Source organism: Xanthobacter sp. YC-JY1 (assembly GCF_021730305.1).
Lineage (GTDB): Bacteria > Pseudomonadota > Alphaproteobacteria > Rhizobiales > Xanthobacteraceae > Xanthobacter > Xanthobacter flavus.
In genome coordinates, this window is record NZ_CP032674.1 from 4,485,963 (window position 1) to 4,502,765 (window position 16,803).

The 16,803-nt window shown below is 70.3% G+C and carries 19 protein-coding genes; 14 read left to right on the forward strand and 5 right to left on the reverse strand.

Features of this window, described 5'->3' with window-relative positions; translation table 11 throughout:
- Positions 1–12: 12 nt before the first annotated feature.
- Entirely contained in the window at positions 13–1,299 is a 1,287-nt protein-coding gene (gene mtaB / locus D7006_RS21105; protein ID WP_237354442.1) for a tRNA (N(6)-L-threonylcarbamoyladenosine(37)-C(2))-methylthiotransferase MtaB, read from the reverse strand.
- Positions 1,299–2,156 carry a diaminopimelate epimerase gene (dapF, locus tag D7006_RS21110; protein ID WP_237354443.1) on the reverse strand — a complete coding sequence of 286 codons (858 nt, stop codon included), beginning with the start codon at positions 2,154–2,156 and terminating at the stop codon, positions 1,299–1,301. Before dapF ends, mtaB begins: the two co-directional genes overlap by 1 nt.
- Positions 2,157–2,321: 165 nt before the next feature.
- Here dapF and D7006_RS21115 point away from each other — a divergent pair, with 165 nt between their 5' ends.
- The 4 genes from D7006_RS21115 to D7006_RS21135 all read left to right on the forward strand — a co-directional run bounded on the left by D7006_RS21115 (position 2,322) and on the right by D7006_RS21135 (position 6,250).
- Positions 2,322–2,969, forward strand: a complete 648-nt coding sequence (locus tag D7006_RS21115; protein WP_237354444.1) for a GyrI-like domain-containing protein — start codon at positions 2,322–2,324, stop codon at positions 2,967–2,969.
- Positions 2,970–3,060: 91 nt separating this feature from the next.
- Positions 3,061–5,085: a DUF3300 domain-containing protein gene (locus D7006_RS25350; RefSeq protein ID WP_305852686.1), complete on the forward strand. Its 2,025-nt coding sequence runs from the start codon at positions 3,061–3,063 to the stop codon at positions 5,083–5,085.
- Between the two features lie 175 nt (positions 5,086–5,260).
- Entirely contained in the window at positions 5,261–5,791 is a 531-nt protein-coding gene (thpR, locus tag D7006_RS21130; RefSeq protein ID WP_169121674.1) for an RNA 2',3'-cyclic phosphodiesterase, read from the forward strand.
- A 45-nt stretch (positions 5,792–5,836) separates the two neighbouring features.
- Positions 5,837–6,250 carry a YkvA family protein gene (locus D7006_RS21135; protein WP_229645247.1) on the forward strand — a complete coding sequence of 138 codons (414 nt, stop codon included), beginning with the start codon at positions 5,837–5,839 and terminating at the stop codon, positions 6,248–6,250.
- A gap of 3 nt (positions 6,251–6,253) precedes the next feature.
- Here the strand turns inward: D7006_RS21135 and D7006_RS21140 are convergent, their stop codons facing one another.
- On the reverse strand, positions 6,254–7,234 hold the full coding sequence (locus tag D7006_RS21140; RefSeq protein WP_237354445.1) for an NADPH:quinone oxidoreductase family protein: 981 nt from the start codon (positions 7,232–7,234) through the stop codon (positions 6,254–6,256).
- Between the two features lie 339 nt (positions 7,235–7,573).
- Here D7006_RS21140 and D7006_RS21145 point away from each other — a divergent pair, with 339 nt between their 5' ends.
- Positions 7,574–8,095 (forward strand): invasion associated locus B family protein, encoded by a 522-nt coding sequence (locus D7006_RS21145; protein WP_237354446.1) that lies wholly within the window; start codon positions 7,574–7,576, stop codon positions 8,093–8,095.
- 119 nt (positions 8,096–8,214) lie between these two features.
- Here the strand turns inward: D7006_RS21145 and D7006_RS21150 are convergent, their stop codons facing one another.
- Positions 8,215–8,661: a YidB family protein gene (locus D7006_RS21150; RefSeq protein WP_237354447.1), complete on the reverse strand. Its 447-nt coding sequence runs from the start codon at positions 8,659–8,661 to the stop codon at positions 8,215–8,217.
- 155 nt (positions 8,662–8,816) lie between these two features.
- On the opposite strand from D7006_RS21150, the gene ccmI reads away from it, so the two are divergent.
- The 8 genes from ccmI to D7006_RS21190 all read left to right on the forward strand — a co-directional run bounded on the left by ccmI (position 8,817) and on the right by D7006_RS21190 (position 15,678).
- On the forward strand, positions 8,817–9,968 hold the full coding sequence (gene ccmI, locus D7006_RS21155) for a c-type cytochrome biogenesis protein CcmI (protein ID WP_237354448.1): 1,152 nt from the start codon (positions 8,817–8,819) through the stop codon (positions 9,966–9,968).
- Complete coding sequence (gene ccmE / locus D7006_RS21160; protein ID WP_229645837.1) at positions 9,965–10,444, forward strand: cytochrome c maturation protein CcmE; 480 nt, start codon at positions 9,965–9,967, stop codon at positions 10,442–10,444. The genes ccmI and ccmE overlap by 4 nt, the downstream gene beginning before the upstream one ends.
- Before the next feature lie 3 nt (positions 10,445–10,447).
- Positions 10,448–12,436 (forward strand): heme lyase CcmF/NrfE family subunit, encoded by a 1,989-nt coding sequence (locus D7006_RS21165; protein WP_237354449.1) that lies wholly within the window; start codon positions 10,448–10,450, stop codon positions 12,434–12,436.
- A 5-nt stretch (positions 12,437–12,441) separates the two neighbouring features.
- Complete coding sequence (locus tag D7006_RS21170) at positions 12,442–12,936, forward strand: cytochrome c-type biogenesis protein (protein WP_237354450.1); 495 nt, start codon at positions 12,442–12,444, stop codon at positions 12,934–12,936.
- A gap of 89 nt (positions 12,937–13,025) precedes the next feature.
- Positions 13,026–14,249 (forward strand): 23S rRNA (adenine(2503)-C(2))-methyltransferase RlmN, encoded by a 1,224-nt coding sequence (gene rlmN, locus D7006_RS21175; protein ID WP_229646868.1) that lies wholly within the window; start codon positions 13,026–13,028, stop codon positions 14,247–14,249.
- Between the two features lie 28 nt (positions 14,250–14,277).
- Positions 14,278–14,670: a VOC family protein gene (locus tag D7006_RS21180; protein ID WP_229646235.1), complete on the forward strand. Its 393-nt coding sequence runs from the start codon at positions 14,278–14,280 to the stop codon at positions 14,668–14,670.
- A 4-nt stretch (positions 14,671–14,674) separates the two neighbouring features.
- On the forward strand, positions 14,675–15,211 hold the full coding sequence (locus D7006_RS21185) for a hypothetical protein (RefSeq protein ID WP_237354451.1): 537 nt from the start codon (positions 14,675–14,677) through the stop codon (positions 15,209–15,211).
- Positions 15,208–15,678 carry a hypothetical protein gene (locus D7006_RS21190; protein WP_237354452.1) on the forward strand — a complete coding sequence of 157 codons (471 nt, stop codon included), beginning with the start codon at positions 15,208–15,210 and terminating at the stop codon, positions 15,676–15,678. Before D7006_RS21185 ends, D7006_RS21190 begins: the two co-directional genes overlap by 4 nt.
- Before the next feature lie 72 nt (positions 15,679–15,750).
- On the opposite strand, the gene rpmB is transcribed toward D7006_RS21190, so the two are convergent.
- Complete coding sequence (gene rpmB / locus D7006_RS21195; RefSeq protein ID WP_237354453.1) at positions 15,751–16,047, reverse strand: 50S ribosomal protein L28; 297 nt, start codon at positions 16,045–16,047, stop codon at positions 15,751–15,753.
- A 225-nt stretch (positions 16,048–16,272) separates the two neighbouring features.
- Between rpmB and D7006_RS21200 the strand changes: the two genes are divergently transcribed.
- Complete coding sequence (locus tag D7006_RS21200) at positions 16,273–16,803, forward strand: RICIN domain-containing protein (RefSeq protein WP_237354454.1); 531 nt, start codon at positions 16,273–16,275, stop codon at positions 16,801–16,803.

A 16,803-nucleotide genomic window follows, 5' to 3' on the forward strand; every position in this document is an offset into this window, starting at 1 on the left:
CCATGAAATGCGTCACGCCGCGATGAGCCGAGCGCCGTCATGCCCGGCGATCCTCAGATCGGCGAGGCTGCCGCGCACGGCCGCGCCGGAGAGGCGCACCGGGGTGAAATGTTCGGTATGTCCGCGCCCGCCCGCTTCCACCAGCACCGTGCGGCGCCGGCCGACTTCGGCCGACAGGTGCCGGCGCAGCAGCCCTGCCCCGGTCTCACGCAGCCGCGCCGCGCGCTCGGCAACCAGCGCCGGGGCAAGCTGCGGCATGCGGGCCGCTGCCGTGCCCGGCCGGGCGGAATAGGGGAAGGCGTGGAGAAAGGCGAGGCCTGCCTCCTCCGCGAAGTCGCGCGTGGCGCGGGCCTGCGCCTCGGTCTCGGTGGGAAAGCCGGCGATGATGTCGGCACCCAGCACCACGTCCGGCCGCGCCTGCCGGAGCGCGGCGATGAAGGCGAGCGCCTCGGCCCGGCTATGGCGGCGCTTCATGCGCTTCAGGATGAGGTCGTCGCCGGACTGGAGCGAGAGGTGCAGATGCGGCATCAGCCGCTCCTCCTCGGCCAGCGCCCGCATCAGCTCGGCATCCGCCTCCACCGCGTCGATGGAGGAGAGGCGCAGCCGCTTCAGCTCGGGCACGCCGGCGAGCACCGCCCGCACCAGCCGCCCGAGGGTCGGCGCGCCCGGAAGGTCGCCGCCATAGGCGGTGAGATCGACGCCGGTCAGCACGACCTCGCCATGCCCGCTTGCGACGAGCCGCGCCACCTGCGCCACCACCGCGCCCATGGGCACGCTGCGCGAGGGGCCGCGGCCGAACGGGATGATGCAGAAGGTGCAGCGGTGGTCACAACCGTTCTGCACCTCAACGAAGGCGCGGGTATGCCCCTCGAACCGGTCGGCGAGATGGGGCGTCGCCTCGCGCACCGCGGAAATGTCCTGGACCTGCACCTTCTGCTCGGCCGAGACGCCGAAATCCAGGGAGGTGCGGGCGGCCGCCCAAGTCTCCACTGTCGTCTTGGCGGCATTGCCAAGCACGAGGTCCACCTCGTCCATGGCGGCGAAGGTGGCGGGCTCGGTCTGCGCGGCGCAGCCGGTGACGATGACCTTGAGCGCGGGATCACGTCGGCGAGCGCGGCGGATGGCCTGGCGCGCCTGCCGCACGGCTTCGGCCGTCACGGCGCAGGTATTCACCACCAAGGCGCGCTCCAGCCCTGCGGCCGTGGCGGCACGGGCGATGCCATCGCCTTCCAGCGCGTTCAGGCGACAGCCGAAATTGACCACATCGACGCCTCTTTGCTCGCCCGGCCCCTCCGCCATCAGGCGGCCTCCCCCAGCATGGCGGGGGTGAGGGTACCGGCGAACTCATGCTCCACCGGCCCGGTCATCAGCACGTGGCCGTCGCTCTCACGCCATTCGATCTCCAGCGGCCCGCCGGGCAGCGTCACTGTGACGGCCCGGCCGGTGCGGCCGGTGCGAACGGCGGCGACCCCGGTGGCGCAGGCGGCGGTGCCGCAGGCCCGGGTCCGGCCGGCGCCGCGCTCCCACACATGAAGCAGGATGCGGTCCGGCGCGGTGAGGCTGGCGAACGAGATGTTGGCGCGCTCGGGGAAGAGCGGATGATGCTCCAGCGCGGCGCCGAGGCCCTCGACATCCATGGCGTCGGCATCGGGGACGAAGAAGATGGCGTGGGGATTGCCCATGCTCACCATCACCGCCGGCCCGAGATTCTCGAAGCCGGGCACCAGGACGGAGGCGGTGTCGCCCACATCATGGGCCAGCGGAATGTCGCGCCAGCCGAGGCGGGGGGCGCCCATGTCCACCTTCACCTGCCCGTCCGGGCGCAGGGTGCAATCGAGCAACCCCGCCTCGCTCTCGAACAAGACGTGGGGCGCGCCCGTGCGCTCGGCCTCCAGCGCCGCGATGCAGCGTGTGCCGTTGCCGCAGGCGGCGGAAAGCGAGCCGTCATTGTTGAGGATGCGCACGAAGGCAGCGGTGTCCGCCCGGCGCGGCGGATAGAGCACCATGGCCTGGTCGAACGGCAGCACGGAAGGGCGCGCCAGCGCCCGCGCGGCGGCGGGCGGCACCTCCACCGGATCGGCGCGCAGGTCGAGGACGAGGATCTCATTGCCGAGACCATTCATCTTCACGAAGGGGCGGTGGCTGAGCGGGTTCACGGGCGTCCGGGGCTGTCCTGATAGGTCTTTGCCCTATATGGCGCCGTTCCGTCCATCACACCACCCCCGCGCCGCCTGCAACCCGCCGCAATGGCGCCGAACTGCGGCATGAGAACATGCTAGACAGAGTGCGTCGCGGCCCTTCGGCCCGCGGGAGGATGGACGATGACGGGCGTTTGGGGGACGAGGCTCGGACGGGCGGCGGTTGTTTTCGGGCTGATGATGGCGCTGGTGGCTCCCGCGGCGGCGCAGGCCCCGCAGAAGGGGCCGGACGCTTTGACCCCGCCGCCGGTGGTGGACCCGAAGAAGGTGGAGACGACCCCCGTCACGCCCGGCGCGCCCGCCGCGTCGACCTTTGCGCCGGACGAACTGACCCTGTCGCCGGTACCGGTGCTGACGATCTCGGGCTCTTCCTCGTGGGAAGACGCCTATGACAAGCTGGTGGAGGCCGTCCGCAAGGCCGACACCGAGCTGAAGCGGCTGGGCCTGACGCAGGCCGGCCAAGTGTTCGTCATGTACAACACCAGCGACGATCGCGGGTTCGACTATGAGGTGCAGGTGCCGTTCTCGGGCACCACCACGCAGAAGCCGGCGGAGCCCATGAAGCTCGGCGGCTCCTTCGCGGGCAAGGTGTTGCGGTTCGTCCATACCGGCTCGTTCGGCGACATGGACAACACCTACGAGCAGATCGCCAACTATCTCGACGAAAAGAACATCGAGCAGAACGACCTCTATATCGAGCGCTACCGCACCGACCTCCTGACCGCCTCCCCCGAGGCGCTGGAGATCGAAATCCTCGTGCCCCTGCCCTGAGCAGGCCCAGCAAGAAATAGAGCAACATCAAGGACACGGTGGCGCCGACAGGTCTAACCTTCGGTCAAAACGCCGCCACAAGGAGGGCCGCATGGGTGGCATATCCGTAAGAAACTGCGTCAAGGGGCGGACGGGAAACCTTTCGCGCATCGCCGTCGCGGCGGTGTTCGGCTGGTCCACCATCTACCCGGCCCTCGCCCAGACACCGCCCCCCGGGCCGCAGGGCGCCCAGGGCTATCCGCAGGGAGGGCCTCCGGCTGTCCAGCCCGGCACCGTCCCGCCGGCGCCGCAGGGCCAGCCGCTGCCGCCGCCTCAGGCGGGCGATCAGGTGCAGCCGGCCTATTCGCTCAGCGAGCTTGAATATCTGCTTGGCCCGGTGGCGCTCTATCCGGACCCGCTGCTCGCCATCCTGTTCCCGGCAACCCTGTTCCCGGAACAGCTGGTGGAAGCCTACAACTGGATCATCGCCAATCCCGGCCCCGTCCAGGAACGCAACTTCACCGCCGTGGATGCCTTCAACTGGGACTCCTCGGTGAAGGCGCTGGTGCGTTTTCCCGACGTCATCATCCTGTTCCACGAGCATATGGAATGGGCGGAATCCCTCGGCCTCGCCTTCTCGACACAGCCGCAGGACGTCTCCAACACCATCCAGATGCTGCGCGCCAAGGCGCAGGCGGTCGGCAATCTGCAGACGACGCCGCAGCAGGTGGTGACGACGCAGGAGGTTCCCACGAGCAGCGGCGGCAGCGGCCCCGCGCGCACCATCTACATCCAGCCGGCCGATCCCGAGCGGATCTACGTGCCGGCCTATGACAGCTCGGAGGTGTTCACCACCTTCGCCACCGGCGCCCTGGCGTTCGGCGCCGGCGTGCTGGTCGGCTCCTACTGGAACAACAATTGGGGCTGGAACAACCGGCCGTGGAACTCGGTGTGGGTCGTGCCGCCGCGCTGGGTGCGTCCGCCCTATTGGGGTCCGGGCTGGGGTGGCGGCAGGCCCCCGGTCTGGGGACCCGGACCGTGGCGTCCCGGCCGTCCCGGCGTGCCGCCGCCGGTCCGTCCCGGCTGGCCGGGTGGCCCTGGCGGTCCCGGTCGTCCGGGCTGGCCCGGCGGTCCGGGTGGCCCCGGCTGGCCGGGTGGTCCGGGAGGCCCCGGCGGTCCGGGACGTCCCGGCTGGCCTGGTGGTCCTGGTGGGCCCGGTGGTCCTGGAGGCCCCGGCCGTCCCGGCTGGCCCGGTGGACCCGGAGCACCGGGTGGTCCCGGTGGACCCGGCCGTCCCGGAATGCCCGGATATCCGGGTGGACCGGGCGTCGGTCCAGGCCGTCCCGGAATGCCTCTCGTTCCCGGTGCCCCCGGCCGTCCGGGCTATCCCGGTGGTCCGGGCCGTCCCGGCACGCCCGGCTATCCCGGTGGACCCGGCGTCGGCCCCGGCCGTCCTGGAATGCCTGTCGTTCCCGGTGCCCCCGGCCGTCCCGGATATCCGGGCGGCCCGGGCATGGGACCGGGTCGCCCCGGCTATCCCGGCACGCCCGGCGTCGGACCCGGTCGTCCCGCCCGCCCCGGCATGCCCGGCAACATCCCCGGCCAGCCCGGCGCGGGTCCCGGCCGTCCTGGCTATCCCGGCACACCCGGCGTCGGACCCGGTCGCCCCGGCCGTCCCGGCATGCCCGGCAACATCCCCGGCCAGCCCGGCGCGGGTCCCGGCCGTCCTGGCTATCCCGGCACACCCGGCGTCGGCCCCGGTCGTCCGGGCCGTCCCGGCCAGCCCGGTGTCCCGGGCGCTGGACCGAACCGGCCCGGCTATCCCGGTGCCGGACCGAACCGGCCCGGTTATCCGAACGCGGGCCCCAACCGGCCCAACCGACCGTCGGCACAGCCGAACCGGCCAGCCAACGTGCGGCCGCAGAACCGGCCGCAGCAGATGCGTCCGCAACAGCGGCCCCAGCAGATGCGACCCCAGCAAAGGCCGCAGCAGATGCGTCCGCAACAGCGGCCCCAGCAGATGCGGCCCCAGCAACGGCCGCAGCAGATGAGGCCCCAGCAGATGCGTCCGCAGCCGCGGGCCATGCCGCAGCAGAGGGCGGCGCCGCAGAACCGCCCGCGGCCCGGCCAGCGCTGAGCCCCCGACATTTCGCCCGGCTCCGGCCGGGCGGTTTGTTTCAGCGTCGCCGAAGGCGTGGCAGAGCCCTTTCCTTCGGCGCGCGAATCTCCTTCACTGCAAGCGTTGGGCCCGCGGTTGCGCCGCGGTCGCTCGTGAGACCGGCACCGTTCCGCCGGCCTTCGCGGAGGGTTCAATGCCGCGACTGTTCACCGCCATCGAGATTCCCCCAGAGGTGGGGCTCGGCCTCTCCATGCTGCGGGGCGGGCTGTCCGGCGCGCGCTGGATCGACCAGGACAACTACCACGTCACCCTGCGCTTCATCGGCGACGTGGACGACGCCACCGGCCGCGACATCATGCTGATGCTGGGCCAGGTGCGCCGCCCCGCCTTCGACATCGCGCTGGACGGGCTGGACCAGTTCGGCGGCCACAAACCGCGCGCGGTGTTCGCGGCGGTGAAGGCCAATGCGGCGCTGATGGAGCTGCAGGCCGAGCAGGAGCGCATCATGCAGCGCCTCGGTCTTGGCGCGGAACGCAACTACAAGCCCCACGTCACCCTCGCCCGGCTGCGCGACGCCTCCTCTCGGCAGGTGGCAGATTACCTCGCCGCGCGCGGCTCCTTCCGCACCCCGCCGTTCCGCGTGCCGCGCTTCGTGCTGTTCTCCTCGCGGGACTCGGTCGGCGGCGGCCCCTATCTGGTGGAAGCGGCCTACCCGCTCCTCTAGCCCCCGGCCCTTGCGGCCGGCCGGGCGGTCCCCATTTCACTGTGCATGACCACGCACACGCTGAACCCCGATGATTTCGACCGGCTCTCCGGCGCCGAGCGCGACAAGGTGGCCGAAGACGAAGCCAGCGTCCGCAAGGGCTTCTGGAAGAAGATGCGCGGCGCGGCCCGGCACGTTCCCTTCGCCGAAGACGCGGTGGCGAGCTATTACGCCGCCCTCGACCGCCAGACGCCGCTGCGTGTGCGGGCGACCCTGTTCGGCGCACTCGCCTATTTCATTCTGCCGTTCGACCTGACGCCGGATCTCCTGCCCCTGATCGGCTTCGGCGACGACGCGGCGGTGCTGATGGGCGCGCTCAAGCTGCTCTCGGGCCATGTGAAGCCGGAGCATTACGAGGCGGCGCGATCCGCCCTCGATCCCGACGGCCGGCCGACCACAGAGGACGACCGACCGGCCTGAGCTTCAGTCCGCGATGGTGAGCACGACCTTGCCCTTCACCCTGCGCCCGGAAATCTCGCCAAGGGCCTCGGCGCAGTGTTCCAGCGGGAAGGTCTTGTCCACGTGCGCGGAGATGCGCCCGTCCCGCGCATAGCCCATCAGTTCCGCCACCGCGTCGCGCAGCCAGCCGGGATTGGCCCGGGCATGGGTGCCGAAGGCGACGCCGCGCGCGTCGCAATTCTTCACCAGCAGCAGGTTGAGCGGGATCTTGGGGATCTCGCCGGCGGCGAAGCCCACCACCAGGAAGCGGCCGAGCGAGCCCAGCGCCCGCAGGGCCTGCTCGGCCATGTCGCCTCCCACGGGGTCGTAGACCAGGTCCAGCCCCTTCTCGCCGCCGAAGGCCTTGAGCGCGGCCTTGAGGTCGCCGGAGGCATAGTCGAAGCCTTCGTCCGCGCCGTGCTCCAGGGCGAAGCGCACCTTATCCGGCGAGGAGGCGCAGGCGATGATGCGGGCGCCGAGCACCCGGCCGAGTTCCACCGCCGCGAGGCCCACGCCGCCCGAGGCGCCGAGCACGGCGAGCCGCTCGCCCGCCTTCAGTTCGCCGCGGTCCCTGAGGGCGTAGAGCGCCGTGCCATAGGTGACGATGAGGCCGGCCGCCTTCACGAGGTCGAGGTCATCCGGCACCTTGGCCAGGAACTGGGCGGGTGCCGCGACATACGCGCGCGCCGCCCCGTAGGTCTGATAGCCGCACACCCGGTCGCCCACGGCAAAGCCGGTCACGCCCTCGCCCAGCGCCGCCACATGGCCGGCATATTCCGCGCCGGGGGAGAAGGGCAGCTCGGGCTTCACCTGGTAGAGATCGCGGATGATGAGCGTGTCGAAGAAATTAAGGCCGATGGCCGCGACCTTCACCAGCACCTCACCGGGACCGGGCACCGGCTGCGGCAAGTCGCGAATCTCGAGGGTTTCGGGGGCACCATGGCGCGCGCACACCACCGCTTTCATGAACGCTCCTTCTCTCCCGCATGAACGGGACCGGATTACCAAAAATTAACCCAACTGGGTGGAAGCACGGGGTAAATACGCCCTTCCGCGACGGCACCGGCCCCTTACGAACCCTGCGCCTTGCGCTTCACCGAGCGGCCGGACAGTCTCGCAAAGTCCCATGGCGCAACGAATCGGGCGAATTCGCACGTCCGGCGCATTGAGCGGAGCCGAGCCTTTGGGTTAGGAAAACGCAAGACTACCCCGCCATTTTTTTGACCGCCTGCGCAGCTACCCGACAGCCGGCGGCCAGCCCGAAGTCAGTTTGCCTTAAAGGGCCCCAGCGATTTAGGAGAAGCCATGACGCTTCCTCGTGTCCATCCTGCTCTCCTGGGCATGTTCCTCGCCTGTGCCGCAGCCGCCCCGGCCGCAGCGCAGGGTCAGCCTCAGTCGAAGGCGGTGGCTCAGTTCGGCGACTGGAGCGTCTACGTCTCCACCTCCAGTCCGAAGGTCTGCTACGCCATCTCCCAGCCGAAAACCCGCGCGCCCGAAGGGCTGAAGCGCGATCCGGCCTATTTCTTCATCTCTACCCGTCCCGGTGAGAACGTGAAGAACGAAGTGACCGTCACCATGGGCTTCCCCCTGAAGGAGGGCTCCGACGCCACCCTCACGGTCGGCAACGCGACGCTCCAGCTCTACACCAAGGATCAGGGCGCATGGGTGCGCAACGTGGCGGACGAATCCAAGCTCGTGGAAGCCATGAAGCGCGGCAAGGACCTCACGGTCGCCTCCACCTCCCTGCGCGGCAACGTGACCACCGACAAATATTCGCTGGTCGGCCTCGGCCAGGCGATCGATCGGGTGGCGCAGGAGTGCAAGTGAGGGATGCGGCTGAGCGGATGCCGCTAAGCGCGTTCAGATGATGCGTAAGGGACGGGCTAAGCCCGTCCCGGAAATCTCCGTCCCGACACTCACCGTCCCGGAAATCACCGGCCGGGCAATCACCGGCCAGGAAGATCCAGCACGCCGTTGGGGCTGAAGCGGTCGATGATGGCCGGCAGGTGCTTGGCCAGGAGTTCCGGCAGCATCTCCGGCTGGAGGCCGAGGCCGTTCGCAATGGCGTTGAGGGGTTCGGCGCCCAGCGCATTGACGATCTCGTCCGCGCTCACCGGCACGTTGGGGCCGGTGGAAAGCCAGCTCTCCACCTCGTGCGCCAGCCCCGCCTCGTGCAATTGCGCCAGCACGCCCTCGATGCTGCCATACGGCGTCTTCGCCAGCGCCCCGTCGAGAATGCCGGGCAGTGCCGTGGCCATGGGGCCGCTCAGGAGCGTGTCGATGAGGGCGCCGGCGCCCTCGGGCCCGGCACGGCCAAGCATGTTGGACAGCATGCCGCCCATCATCTGGTCGAACAGGCCCATCCGCGTCTCCTCCGCGCTGTTGCGCTGCACGATGCGGCGCGCCGTGCGTTGGTGTACCGGATCGCCCGGACGGTGTCGATCTGGCGCGGATCGGTCACGAACGCCTGATCGCCTGCGGCTCCGCGCCGCTGGGACGGCGTGTGACCTATGCACGACGATCGTCAGCCGCTAACGGCTCGCAGGTGATGATTTCACTCCCTCTGTTCACGGCCCTCGCCCTCATGACCGCCGTCGCGGCCCTCGCCGTGCTGTGGCCGCTGTCGCGCGCCCGCACCATGAAGGCGACGCGGGAGGCGGACCTCGCCGTCTATCGCGACCAGCTCGCCGAGCTCGCCCGCGACGCCAAGTCCGGCCGCCTGCCCGCCGCCGAGGCGGAGGCCGCGCGCATCGAGGTCGCCCGGCGAATGCTGGCCGCCGACGCAGCGGCCGATGCCGCCTCCGCCGACCCGGCCATCGCCGGCCGGCGCCGGCGCGCGGCCGCCATCGTGGCGCTCGTCTTCGTCCCGGTCTGCGCCGCCGCGCTCTATGCGGTGATGGGCTCGCCCGGCATTCCCGGCGCGCCCCTCGCCGAGCGCCTGTCGGCGACGCCGGATCGCAGCGACGTCGCGATCCTGGTGCGCCGCGTGGAGGAGCACCTCCAGAAGAACCCCAATGACGGGCAGGGCTATGAAATCCTCGCCCCCATCTATCTGCGCCTCGGCCGTCCCGAGGATTCCGCCCGCGCCTACGGCGAAGCCATCCGCATTCTCGGCCCCACCGCCGAGCGCCTGTCGGCACGCGGCGACGCGCTGGTCGTGGCGGCGGACGGCCTCGTCACCGCGGACGCCGCCAAGGCCTTCGCCGCCGCGCTCGCGCTGAACCCGGCCGAGCCGCGCGCCGCCTATTTCCTCGGCCTCGCCGCGGAGCAGGACGGGCGCACGCAGGATGCGGCGCGCATCTGGGGCGACCTGCTCGCCCGCACGCCGGCTTCGGCCCCCTACCGGCCCGTGGTGGCGGAGGCGCTGGCCCGCGTCGGCGGTACGGTCCCGCCCGCAGCATCTTCCCCTGCGACACCGGGTCCCGGTGCCGCCGATGTCAATGCGGCCGCCCAAATGTCGCCGCAGGACCGGAACGCCATGATACGTGGCATGGTGGAGCGTCTCGCCGCCCGGCTCGACAAGGAGCCGAACGACATTGACGGCTGGGAGCGGCTGATCCGCGCCTACGGCGTGCTCGGCGACAAGGACAAGGCAGACGCCGCGCTCAAGACGGCGCGCGCTGCCTTCAAAGACGATCCGGCGGCCCTCGCCCGTCTCGACGCGGCGGAGAAGGCCCTGCCGACAGGAGGAAAAGGATGACGCGCAAGCAGCGCAGGCTGATCCTCATCGGCGCCGGGCTCGGCGTGCTCGCGCTTGCCGCCGGCCTCATCCTCTCGGCGCTCAATGACACAATCGTCTTCTTCCGCACCCCCACCGAGGTGGCGCAGAAGCAGGTGACGCCCGGTGCGCGCCTCAGGCTCGGCGGGCTGGTGGAGACCGGGAGCGTCACCAAGGCCGGCACGCTCACCACCTTCTCCATCACCGACGGCAACGCCACGGTGAAGGTGGCCTATCAGGGCATCCTCCCCGACCTGTTCCGCGAGGGTCAGGGCGTGGTGGCCGAAGGCGCGCTCCAGCCGGACGGCCAGTTCAAGGCCGACAGCGTGCTTGCCAAGCATGACGAGAAATACATGCCCCGCGAAGTCGCCGACGCGCTGAAGCAGCAGGGTCTCTGGAAGGACGGGGCGCCCGCGCCCGGTGCCGCTTCCCCCTCCACCCGCCAGCCCGGGAGCTGAGGCATGATCGCCGAGATCGGGCAATACGCCCTCGCCCTCGCCTTCGCGCTGGCCCTCGCGCAGGTGATCCTGCCCGCCTGGGGCGCGGGGCGGGGCGACGCCGTGCTGATGGGCTCCGCGGGGCCGATCGCCCTCGCTCTGTTCGGCTTCGTCGCCTTCGCCTTCGGCGCGCTGGTGCAGCTCTACGTCACCTCCGACTTCACGGTGGTGAACGTGGTGGAGAACTCCCACTCCCAGATGCCGCTGGTCTACCGCGTGACCTCCACATGGGGGAACCACGAAGGCTCCATGCTGCTGTGGGTGTTCGTGCTCGCCATCTTCGGCGCGCTGGTGGTGGTGTTCGGCGCCAACCTGCCGGACCGGCTCAAGGCGCTGGTGCTGTCGGTGCAGGGCGCGGTGGCGGCGGCCTTCCTCTCCTTCATCCTGTTCACCTCAAACCCGTTCGCGCGGATCGTGCCCCCGCCGGCCGAGGGACGCAGCCTCAATCCCATCCTCCAGGACCCCGGCCTCGCCATCCATCCGCCGCTGCTCTATCTCGGCTATGTGGGGCTCTCCATCTCCTTCTCCTTCGCCATCGCGGCGCTGATCGAGGGGCGGATCGACGCCGCCTGGGCGCGCTGGGTGCGGCCCTGGACGCTGGCGGCCTGGGTGTTCCTCACCCTCGGCATCGCGGTGGGCTCCTACTGGGCCTATTACGAGCTGGGCTGGGGCGGCTGGTGGTTCTGGGACCCGGTGGAGAACGCATCCCTGATGCCGTGGCTCGCCGCCACCGCGCTGCTGCATTCCGCCGTGGTGATGGAGAAGCGCGACGCGCTGAAGGTGTGGACCATCCTCCTCGCCATCCTCGCCTTCTCGCTCTCGCTGGTGGGCACCTTCCTGGTGCGTTCGGGGGTGCTGACCTCGGTGCATGCGTTCGCCACCGATCCGGCGCGGGGCGTGTTCATACTTGGCATCCTCACCTTCTTCATCGCCGGCGGACTCGCGCTGTTCGCCTTCCGCGCCTCCGAGCTGAAGCAGGGCGGCCTCTTCGCGCCGATCTCGCGGGAGGGGGCGCTGGTGTTCAACAACCTGTTCCTCACCGCCGCCACCGCCGCGGTGCTGGTGGGCACGCTCTATCCGCTGGCGCTCGAAGCCTTCACCGGCGCCAAGATTACGGTGGGCCCGCCCTATTTCAATCTCGTGTTCGGCGGGCTGATGCTGCCCCTCGTCTTCGCCATGCCGTTCGGCCCGCTGCTCGCCTGGAAGCGCGGCGACATCCTCGGCGCGGCGCAGCGGCTGATGCTCGCCGCAGGGCTCGCCATCGTCGCGGCGGTGGTGACGGCGGCAGCGACCACCGGCGGTCCGGTGCTGGCGCCGCTGGCGGTGGGCCTTGCCGCCTTCATCATGCTCGGCGCCCTGACCGACCTCGCCGAACGCGCCGGCCTCGGCCGCGTGGGGGCGAAGGTGGCGCTCGCCCGGCTCGCCGGCGTGCCGCGCTCGGCTTATGGCACGGCCATCGCCCATTTCGGCGTGGGCGTGTGCCTGCTCGGCATCGTCTGCGAGACCTCGTGGAGCCTTGAGAAGATCGCCGCGGTGAAGCTCGGCGACACCATCACCATCGGCTCGCGCACCCTCACTCTCGACCGGCTGGAAAACCGCACCGGGCCGAACTTCCGCGCCCGCACCGCCGTCTTCTCCATCCGCGACGGCGGCGTCCCGGACGGCACCATCGAGGCCTCTCGCCGCACCTTCGCCGCGCGGCAGATGGCCACCACCGAGGCGGGGCTGCGCACGTTCGGCTTCAGCCAGCTCTATGTAAGCATGGCCGAGGAAGCCGCCGACGGCCATGTCTCCGTCCGCGCCACCTTCAAGCCGTTCGTGACGCTGATCTGGCTCGGCGCGGTGGTGATGGCGCTGGGCGGCGTGCTCTCCCTCGCCGACCGGCGCCTGAGGGTGGGCGCACCACGTCCGGCGGCGAAGAAGCAGCGCCAGGCCGTGGCGCCGGCGGAGTGAACGCCATGGCACCGAACCCGCGCCCCCTTCTCGCCGCGCTCCTGCTCCTCCTCGCCCTCGGCAGCCCGGCCTTCGCCGTGCAGCCGGACGAGGTGCTGGGCGATCCGGTGATGGAAAGCCGCGCCCGCACCATCTCGGCGGAACTGCGCTGCATGGTCTGCCAGAACCAGTCCATCGACGATTCTGACGCGCCGCTGGCGAAGGACCTGCGCATCATCGTGCGCGAGCGGCTGAAGGCGGGCGACAGCGACAGCCAGGTGCTGGACTTCATGGTGGCCCGCTACGGCGAATTCGTGCTGCTCCGCCCGCGCATGTCCTGGCGCAACGCTCTTTTGTGGGGGGCGCCCATCCTCGTGCTGCTGCTGGGCGGCCTCGGCGCCATCCTCGCTTTGCGCCGCCGCAGCGCCGCGCCCCCGGCGCCCCGCCTTTCGGCGGCCGAGGAGGCCCGGCTGAAGGCGCTGCTCGCCGAGGGCGACGGGGCCGGCACGAACAAGCCCTGAGGCGGACGCGGGGCGGCTCCCGCATTCTTCCCGTGGAAAGGTGGGCCGCGAGGGATTATGTGTGGCGGATGATGTCCACGCCCGAAGCCATGCCCGACCCCACGCTCACGCCTGAAACCGCCGTGCCCCCCATGGCTCCCGAGGTTGCGCCTGCGCGCGCGTCCCTCGTCGGCCTCGACCGGGACAAGCTGGGCGATGCGCTCGACGCCATCGGCGTGAAGGGCTCCGAGCGGCGCATGCGCGTCAACCAGCTCTGGCACTGGATCTACCTGCGCGGCGCCCTCGACTTTTCGGAGATGACCAACGTCTCCAAGCACCTGCGCGCCCGGCTGGAAGAGGCCTACACCCTCGCCCGCCCCGAGATCGTGGCAGAGCAGGTGTCGCAGGATGGTACCCGCAAGTGGCTGCTCCGCTTCCCGGCGGACCACCCGGGCGAGCGGCCGCACGACATCGAGACGGTCTACATCCCCGAGAGCGACCGCGGCACGCTGTGCGTCTCCTCGCAGGTGGGCTGCACGCTGAACTGCTCCTTCTGCCACACCGGCACCCAGCGCCTGGTGCGCAACCTCACCGCCGCCGAGATCGTGGCGCAGGTGATGGTGGCCCGTGACCGGCTGGGCGACTATCCCGGCCGCGAGCGCGCCGTCGGCCCCGGCCTGCCCACCGAGGGCGACCGGCTCGTCACCAACATCGTCTTCATGGGCATGGGCGAGCCGCTCTATGCCTATGACAGCGTGAAGGAAGCCATCGAGACCCTCTCGGACGGCGACGGCCTCGGCCTCGGCAGAAGGCGCATCACCGTCTCCACCTCCGGCGTGGTGCCGGAGATCGAGCGGCTGGGCTCGGAAGTCGGCCCCATGCTGGCCATCTCGCTGCACGCGGTGCGCGACGATCTGCGCGACGTGCTGGTGCCCATCAACAAGAAATACCCCATCAAGGAGCTGATGGAGGCCTGCCGGACCTATCCGGCCGCTTCCAACGCCAAGCGCATCACCTTCGAATACGTGATGCTGAAGGGCGTGAACGACTCGCCCGCCGATGCCCGCGCGCTGGTGAAGCTGCTGGAAGGCGTGCCGGCCAAGATCAACCTCATCCCCTTCAACCCCTGGCCGGGCACGCAATATGAGTGCTCGGACTGGGAGACCATCGAGCGCTTCTCGGACATCGTGTTCCGCGCCGGCTATGCGAGCCCGGTGCGCACGCCGCGCGGGCGCGACATCCTCGCCGCCTGCGGCCAGCTCAAGAGCGAGAGCGAGAAGCTCACCGCCCGCGAGCGCCTCGCCTACCGCGCCATGATGGCCCAGGCGGAATAGCGCCCGCCCCTTTCCGGAGACGCGTGCCATGCTCGACCATGTGGGGATTTCGGTTCACGACGTGGCGCGCTCCCGCGCCTTCTACCTCGCGGCGCTCGCCCCCCTCGGCTACGGCATCCTCATGGAGGCGAGCCCCCCGGGCGGGCATCATTATATCGGTTTCGGCGTGATCGGCTCCGGCAAGCCGGACTTCTGGATCGGCGATGCGCCGGTCGCCACCGGGCACCTGCATCTCGCCTTCGCCGCGACGGACCGCGCGGCGGTGGATGCCTTCTACGCCGCCGCCATCGCCGCCGGTGCGCGGGACAATGGCGCGCCGGGCCTGCGCCCGCATTACCACCCCAATTATTACGGGGCCTTCGTGTTCGATCCCGATGGCCTCAACGTGGAAGCCGTCTGCCACCTGCCCGAGACCGCCTGAGCCCATGGACAACCTCGTCCGCCTGCTGCTGCGCTTCGTTCTGGTGCCGCTCGGCTATTTCGCGTCGGTGATCGCGGGAGCGTGCGTGATCCTCATCGGGGAGTGGCGCATCGGCTCGCTGTTCACCGCCGCCGATCCCGGCGACCGGGCGCTGGGCTTCATCGTCGCCATCGCCACCACCGTGGTGGTGCTGTTCATGTTGCTGATGCTCATGTGGCTGGTGGCGGCGGTGGGCATCCTGTTTTCGGAGGCCTTCGCCATCCGCTCGTGGATGTTCCACGTGGCCAATGGCGTTGTCTCGGCCTGGATCGGCGCCCAGCTCTTCGCGCCCACCGATGGCGCGACGGCGGTGGCAGGCGATCCCTTCTATGTGGTGGCGGCGGGCCTTGCCGGCGGCCTTGCCTATTGGCTGGTGGCAGGCTCCACGGCCGGCTTCTTCAAGCCCATCCTGCGCTCGCCCGCCGAGCGGGCCGGCGCCCTGCCCCCGCCACCCCGCCGGCCGGACCTGTCGCCGCCCTCGCCTGAGTCGCCCCCCAGATGAGTCCCGGCGCCGACGGTCCCGGTGCGGCCCGGCGCACGGGTCGTCTGGCGTTGGCCTATCTCGCGTCCGTCCTCGTCACCGTAAGCCTGCTGCCGCTTGTCGGCGCCGCCATGGACCGGATAGCGCCCGCTCCCGGCGCGTCCGAGGGGCTGGCGCTGTATTATGGCGTGGCGATCGCGTCCGCTGGCTTCGCCTATCTGCTCGCTGCCGTATGCGGACTTGTGCCGGCACTGGTGTGGATCGCCGTCTCGGAACGGAAAAGCCTGCGCCATCCGCTCTCCCATGTGGCGGCCGGCGCGATCTGGGCCGCGGCGGGCTGGCTGGGCTTCTCCCTCGTCACCGATTCTCTCGGCGACCCGCTGCTGGCGCGGGTGACGATCGACCTTCTCATCGCCGGTGCCGGCGGAGGCCTTGCCTACTGGGCCGTGGCCGGGCGCAGCGCGGGCGGCGGCACACCCCGTCGCTGAGAAGCGCACCCACGACGAAAAACCGCGGACGTTGCCGTCCGCGGTTCAAAACGTCTCGGGAAACCCGAAGGCTCAGGCCGCGGCAGCGGCAGCGGCGGCCTTGGCGATCTGGCGCTTGAGGTCGAGGGCAACGGGAGACAGCTCCTCGTCGCGGGCCTTGGCGAGGAAAGCGTCGAGGCCACCGCGGTGGTCCACGCTCTTCAGCGCGTTGGCGCTGATGCGCAGGCGCACGGAACGCTTCAGCGTCTCGCTCTCCAGCGTCACGTTGCACAGGTTCGGCAGGAACCGGCGCTTGGTCTTGCGGTTCGAGTGGCTCACGAGGTTGCCGCTCTGAACCCCCTTGCCGGTCAGGTCACACCGCCGGGACATGGCGAAAGTCCTTTTTTCTTCGTATGGCGCGGGGAACGCGTCGGGGCCAGAAGACCCGCGTGCACTCACCCGCTCTATCGGGAAGCGGCTCCTATAGGGGGAGAGGGGGAGCCAGTCAAGGTGCGGAGCATATTGCCTCCGCCCGGACCTTGCTATGAGAATGACGTTACGGCCAGGCTTGACGGGGAACAAGGGTCGAGCCTGATGGCCGGGATGGGGGATTTCATGAACATCGGAAACTGGCTTTTCGCCGCCGCGCTGTCGACGGCGGGGATCTTCTGCGCGGGCGAGGCGAGCGCGCAGGGCAAGTTCATCGTCAACCAGCTCTCGGGCAAGTGCATCGACGTGTCCGGCGCCCCCGGCACCAAGAATGGCGCGCCGCTGATCCTTTATACCTGCGAGTTCTCCGGGCTGAACCCCAACGGGACGCCTACCGACCAGATGTGGGAAGTCCTGCCGCAAGGCTTCATCCGCAACGCCCTTTCCGGCAAGTGCATCGACGTGCCCGGCGCTCCCGGCATCAAGGCAGGGACCGCCCTGATCCTTTATGATTGCGAGCTTTCCGGGCGGAACCCCAATGGCTCGACCACCGACCAGCAGTGGCAGTTCACCAAGGAGGGGCTGATCCGCCATCGCCTGTCCGGCCTGTGTCTCGATGTGCGCGGCGCCCCCGCCACCGCCAACGGCACGCGCCTGCAGCTCGCCACATGCGAGGTGGCTGGCGGGCCGTCCGACCAATACTGGCGCCTGAAGTAG

Excerpts from the sequence above, each read along its gene's own strand:
- ccmE (WP_229645837.1), top strand. The coding sequence starts at position 9,965 with ATGACGCGCAAGCAGCGCAGGCTGATCCTCATCGGCGCCGGGCTCGGC.
- rpmB (WP_237354453.1), bottom strand. The coding sequence starts at position 16,047 with ATGTCCCGGCGGTGTGACCTGACCGGCAAGGGGGTTCAGAGCGGCAAC.
- D7006_RS25350 (WP_305852686.1), top strand. The coding sequence starts at position 3,061 with ATGGGTGGCATATCCGTAAGAAACTGCGTCAAGGGGCGGACGGGAAAC.
- D7006_RS21135 (WP_229645247.1), top strand. The coding sequence starts at position 5,837 with ATGACCACGCACACGCTGAACCCCGATGATTTCGACCGGCTCTCCGGC.
- D7006_RS21200 (WP_237354454.1), top strand. The coding sequence starts at position 16,273 with ATGAACATCGGAAACTGGCTTTTCGCCGCCGCGCTGTCGACGGCGGGG.
- D7006_RS21145 (WP_237354446.1), top strand. The coding sequence starts at position 7,574 with ATGACGCTTCCTCGTGTCCATCCTGCTCTCCTGGGCATGTTCCTCGCC.
- D7006_RS21180 (WP_229646235.1), top strand. The coding sequence starts at position 14,278 with ATGCTCGACCATGTGGGGATTTCGGTTCACGACGTGGCGCGCTCCCGC.
- D7006_RS21170 (WP_237354450.1), top strand. The coding sequence starts at position 12,442 with ATGGCACCGAACCCGCGCCCCCTTCTCGCCGCGCTCCTGCTCCTCCTC.
- D7006_RS21165 (WP_237354449.1), top strand. The coding sequence starts at position 10,448 with ATGATCGCCGAGATCGGGCAATACGCCCTCGCCCTCGCCTTCGCGCTG.
- D7006_RS21115 (WP_237354444.1), top strand. The coding sequence starts at position 2,322 with ATGACGGGCGTTTGGGGGACGAGGCTCGGACGGGCGGCGGTTGTTTTC.
- D7006_RS21185 (WP_237354451.1), top strand. The coding sequence starts at position 14,675 with ATGGACAACCTCGTCCGCCTGCTGCTGCGCTTCGTTCTGGTGCCGCTC.
- D7006_RS21190 (WP_237354452.1), top strand. The coding sequence starts at position 15,208 with ATGAGTCCCGGCGCCGACGGTCCCGGTGCGGCCCGGCGCACGGGTCGT.
- mtaB (WP_237354442.1), bottom strand. The coding sequence starts at position 1,299 with ATGGCGGAGGGGCCGGGCGAGCAAAGAGGCGTCGATGTGGTCAATTTC.
- thpR (WP_169121674.1), top strand. The coding sequence starts at position 5,261 with ATGCCGCGACTGTTCACCGCCATCGAGATTCCCCCAGAGGTGGGGCTC.
- rlmN (WP_229646868.1), top strand. The coding sequence starts at position 13,026 with ATGCCCGACCCCACGCTCACGCCTGAAACCGCCGTGCCCCCCATGGCT.
- ccmI (WP_237354448.1), top strand. The coding sequence starts at position 8,817 with ATGATTTCACTCCCTCTGTTCACGGCCCTCGCCCTCATGACCGCCGTC.
- D7006_RS21140 (WP_237354445.1), bottom strand. The coding sequence starts at position 7,234 with ATGAAAGCGGTGGTGTGCGCGCGCCATGGTGCCCCCGAAACCCTCGAG.